The 2,987-nt window shown below is 69.6% G+C and carries 2 protein-coding genes and 1 pseudogene; 1 reads left to right on the top strand and 2 read right to left on the bottom strand.

What is annotated here, in order from left to right; genetic code table 11:
- On the bottom strand, positions 1-1,561 hold a 1,561-nt coding region (locus tag IZR01_RS48770; protein ID WP_194927845.1), incomplete at its 3' end, for a N,N-dimethylformamidase beta subunit family domain-containing protein.
- A 163-nt stretch (positions 1,562-1,724) separates the two neighbouring features.
- Here IZR01_RS48770 and IZR01_RS48775 point away from each other — a divergent pair.
- Positions 1,725-2,456 carry a hypothetical protein gene (locus IZR01_RS48775; protein WP_194927846.1) on the top strand — a complete coding sequence of 244 codons (732 nt, stop codon included), beginning with the start codon at positions 1,725-1,727 and terminating at the stop codon, positions 2,454-2,456.
- 2 nt (positions 2,457-2,458) lie between these two features.
- Here the strand turns inward: IZR01_RS48775 and IZR01_RS48780 are convergent.
- Positions 2,459-2,987 (bottom strand): annotated as a pseudogene (locus IZR01_RS48780) (mannosyltransferase family protein); the annotation flags it as partial.

Here is a 2,987-nt window from a genome sequence, read left to right on the forward strand (position 1 = left end):
CCAAAACCCGCCCCAAAAAGTTCGCCATCGCCCGACCAACCCGCGCGTCCCGATACCCCGGGTGCCCCAACCCCAGCGGCCACAGGAACGTCCCGGCCGTGAACACCCAAGCGCCGCTCGCCGCGCGGTAGACGCTCGTGTTCTGCACGAATCGCGTCCCGTTGGAGATCGTGTACGGCGAGGCCGTCAGCAGCGTCTGCTCCTCGACCTTCGCCTTCGGCATGTCCTCGAAGAACGAGTCGGCCTCCCCGCCGAGCAGCCCCGGCAGCTCCTCCCCGTCCTTCACCCCGGTCCCGGCCCAGAACCAGTGCCCGGACTCGCGGACGACCAACGGCTGCCGCCCCTTGAGGATCCCGCTGTACTGCACCCCCATCAGCTGCTGCTCGGCGCGCGGATGCCCCTCGCCGGCCCGCCACATCCCGGTGCCGAAGTCCTCGATGTGCGGGTCCTCGAAGCCCTTGTAGCAGGACATGGTGCGGCAGGCCTCGTCATAGCGGACGTGCCAATAGGCGTTGTTCGCCGTGAGGAACGCTAGAGACGTTCCCGCTGCGACCGCCTCCTCCGCGTGCCGGTACATATCCGTCGACCAGTACTCGTCGTGGCCGGCGAAGATCAGGCCTTTGTACTTGCTCGGGTCGATGCGTCCGGCGTGCAGGTCCAGTCCGGTGGCGTAGGAGAGGTCGTAGCCCATGCCTTCGGCCCACTGGATGAAGGACTGCTCGCGGACGAACCCGTCAGGCAGACCATCGGCGAAATAGGGGCGGGCGAAGGAGACCTGCGTGGCTCGCGCCGGGTTGGAGATCCATCCGCGCGCGTCTGCGGAGAACTTCGCCTTAAGCGCGGGGTCGTTCTCTGCGGCGTCCTTAGTGACGTAGCCGTAATAGACGTTGCGCCCTGTGATCCCGTCGCGCGGCCACCAGTTATAGGCCTGCCAACTGGTCGACGGCAGCACCACGAGGAAGTCCGCGGCGACCTCATCCTCACGCACCACGAAGGGGACGTAGTTCCGGAACCCGTCAGCCTTATCCAGGACGGCCACGTAGGTCCCCGACAGCCAGCCCGTCGGGATGTCCAGCGTCCACGCCACCGGCCACTCCACGGCGATCCGCCCGGTCTCCGCATCCGGCGTCGGCACCGGCTGCGGCCCGGCGTTCAGGGTCGGGGACACCAGTACGCGACGCGCCGAGGCCCCCGCGTAATAGCCGAGGCGGTACACGGAGATCGTGAAGGAGCCCGCAGGCTCCACCGCCACATGGAAGTCGATGGCCTGCCCGACCGCGACCGAGTCGGTGGACGCGTAGCCCTTGATCTGGCGCTCGTGGTCCGTTCCCGGTCGCGACTTGCCGCTGCCCATGCGCCAGTCCGCAGAACCCGCTTTAGCGTTCTCCGCCGTAATACGGTTCCCGCCAGTCGGCAGGACCGACGCCGGGAGCCCCGCGCGCGGGTCGCCGAGTCGCCCCGGACCGGTCTTCAGGTGCGTGGCGCGGAGGACGGCGCGCGCGGCCGAGGCCGTGTTGGTCTTCTTGGCCAGATCGCGCAGGAACTTCGGCGTGCTCGACATGGGTCGATGGTAGCCGGGGAGTTTGGGTAATCCTTTGCGCGGTCAAAGTTGTGGCAGGACACTGTCAGCCGGGCTCTGAGGCGTCTCTTAGAACTGGCGTCCCTTAGAACTGGTAGCTCATAGAACTGGCGTCTCTAGAACCAGGGTCTCGCGGGGGGACTGGATGGCTCGCATTCCGTTCGGCACGATCATGGCTGTCCTGGCGCTGAGCGCGGCGGCCGCTTTCCTGGGCATCACGGTCACCCACAGCGACCCGGGAACCACCGCCGCCACCGCCACCGCGTGCGGCGCGTCGGACGCCGCAGGGCAGAACGCCTTCTGCTGGGTCGACAAGGCCGCCACGATCACCGACGAAGGCGCGGTGTGGCGCACCATCAGGGTCACCGACGGCCGGCACGGCGCGTCCCACTCGGTCCTCACCGGCTGGGTCACGCTGGACATCCTGCCCCTGGCGCAGATCCCGTTCGCGGAGGCCGACTGGCCGTCCTTCGACCCGCACCGGGGTGACAAGGTCGTCGCACGGATGGTGCGGGGGAAGGTGGTCAGCGTCGCCGGCGCCCGCGGACGGTACTTCGTGCTCGACGCGACACCGGCCAGCTACCCGCTGGTCTTCATCGCGCTGGTGCTGCTGGCGGCGGGGTTGATCGCGGCGGCCTTCGGGCGGCACCTGCCGCGTGCCGGACTACGCCGCCAGTTCGCCCGGATCGCGCCGCGGATCCTGCTGCCGCTCACGGTCGTGGCCGTCATCACCTTCTACGTCCACGAGTCCGAGGCGACGGTGTGGGGGATCGCGATCACGGGCGGCCTGACCGCCGCCGGGTTCCTGGCCGGTGCGCGCTGGCGTCGGCCCACCCACCGAAGTCAGCCCACCCGCCCACGTCAGCCGACCCACTAACGTCAGCCCGCCCACTGACCCGACAGGAACAGCAACGCCACCCCCGCCATGACCGGCGCGACGCAGCACACGTAGAGCGTCCGCACCATCGGGCGCCGCACGGCCCACGTACCGAGCATCGTCCACAGCGGCCACCACAGGAGCATCGCGCGGGGGACCGACATGAACCACGTGGTGGTGCCGAGCGCGAACAGCGAGAGGGCGACGTAGAGCGCTTCCGGCCACCGGTGCTTCACCAGCAGCACGACGGTCAGCGCGACGCCCACCACGACCGCCAGCAGCTCCAGCTGGAAGACCCACGCGGTGTGCCCGGCCTGGCTGGCCCCGAAGGCCGCGCGCCAGGTCTGGTCCCACGCGTACTTCGGGTTGCGGAACGTGCGGAACCACCCGGCCGCCTGTGCATGCTGCCACGCGGCCCAGTCCCCGGTGCGGTGGTGCAGGTACGTCATGTACGCGGCCACCGGCAGCAGCGGCACCGCGAGCAACGGCGCCTGCCGCCACCGCCGCCGCCCAGGCCCGTTCCCCCGCGCC

The organism is Catenulispora pinisilvae, from assembly GCF_015356865.1.
Classification (GTDB): domain Bacteria; phylum Actinomycetota; class Actinomycetes; order Streptomycetales; family Catenulisporaceae; genus Catenulispora; species Catenulispora pinisilvae.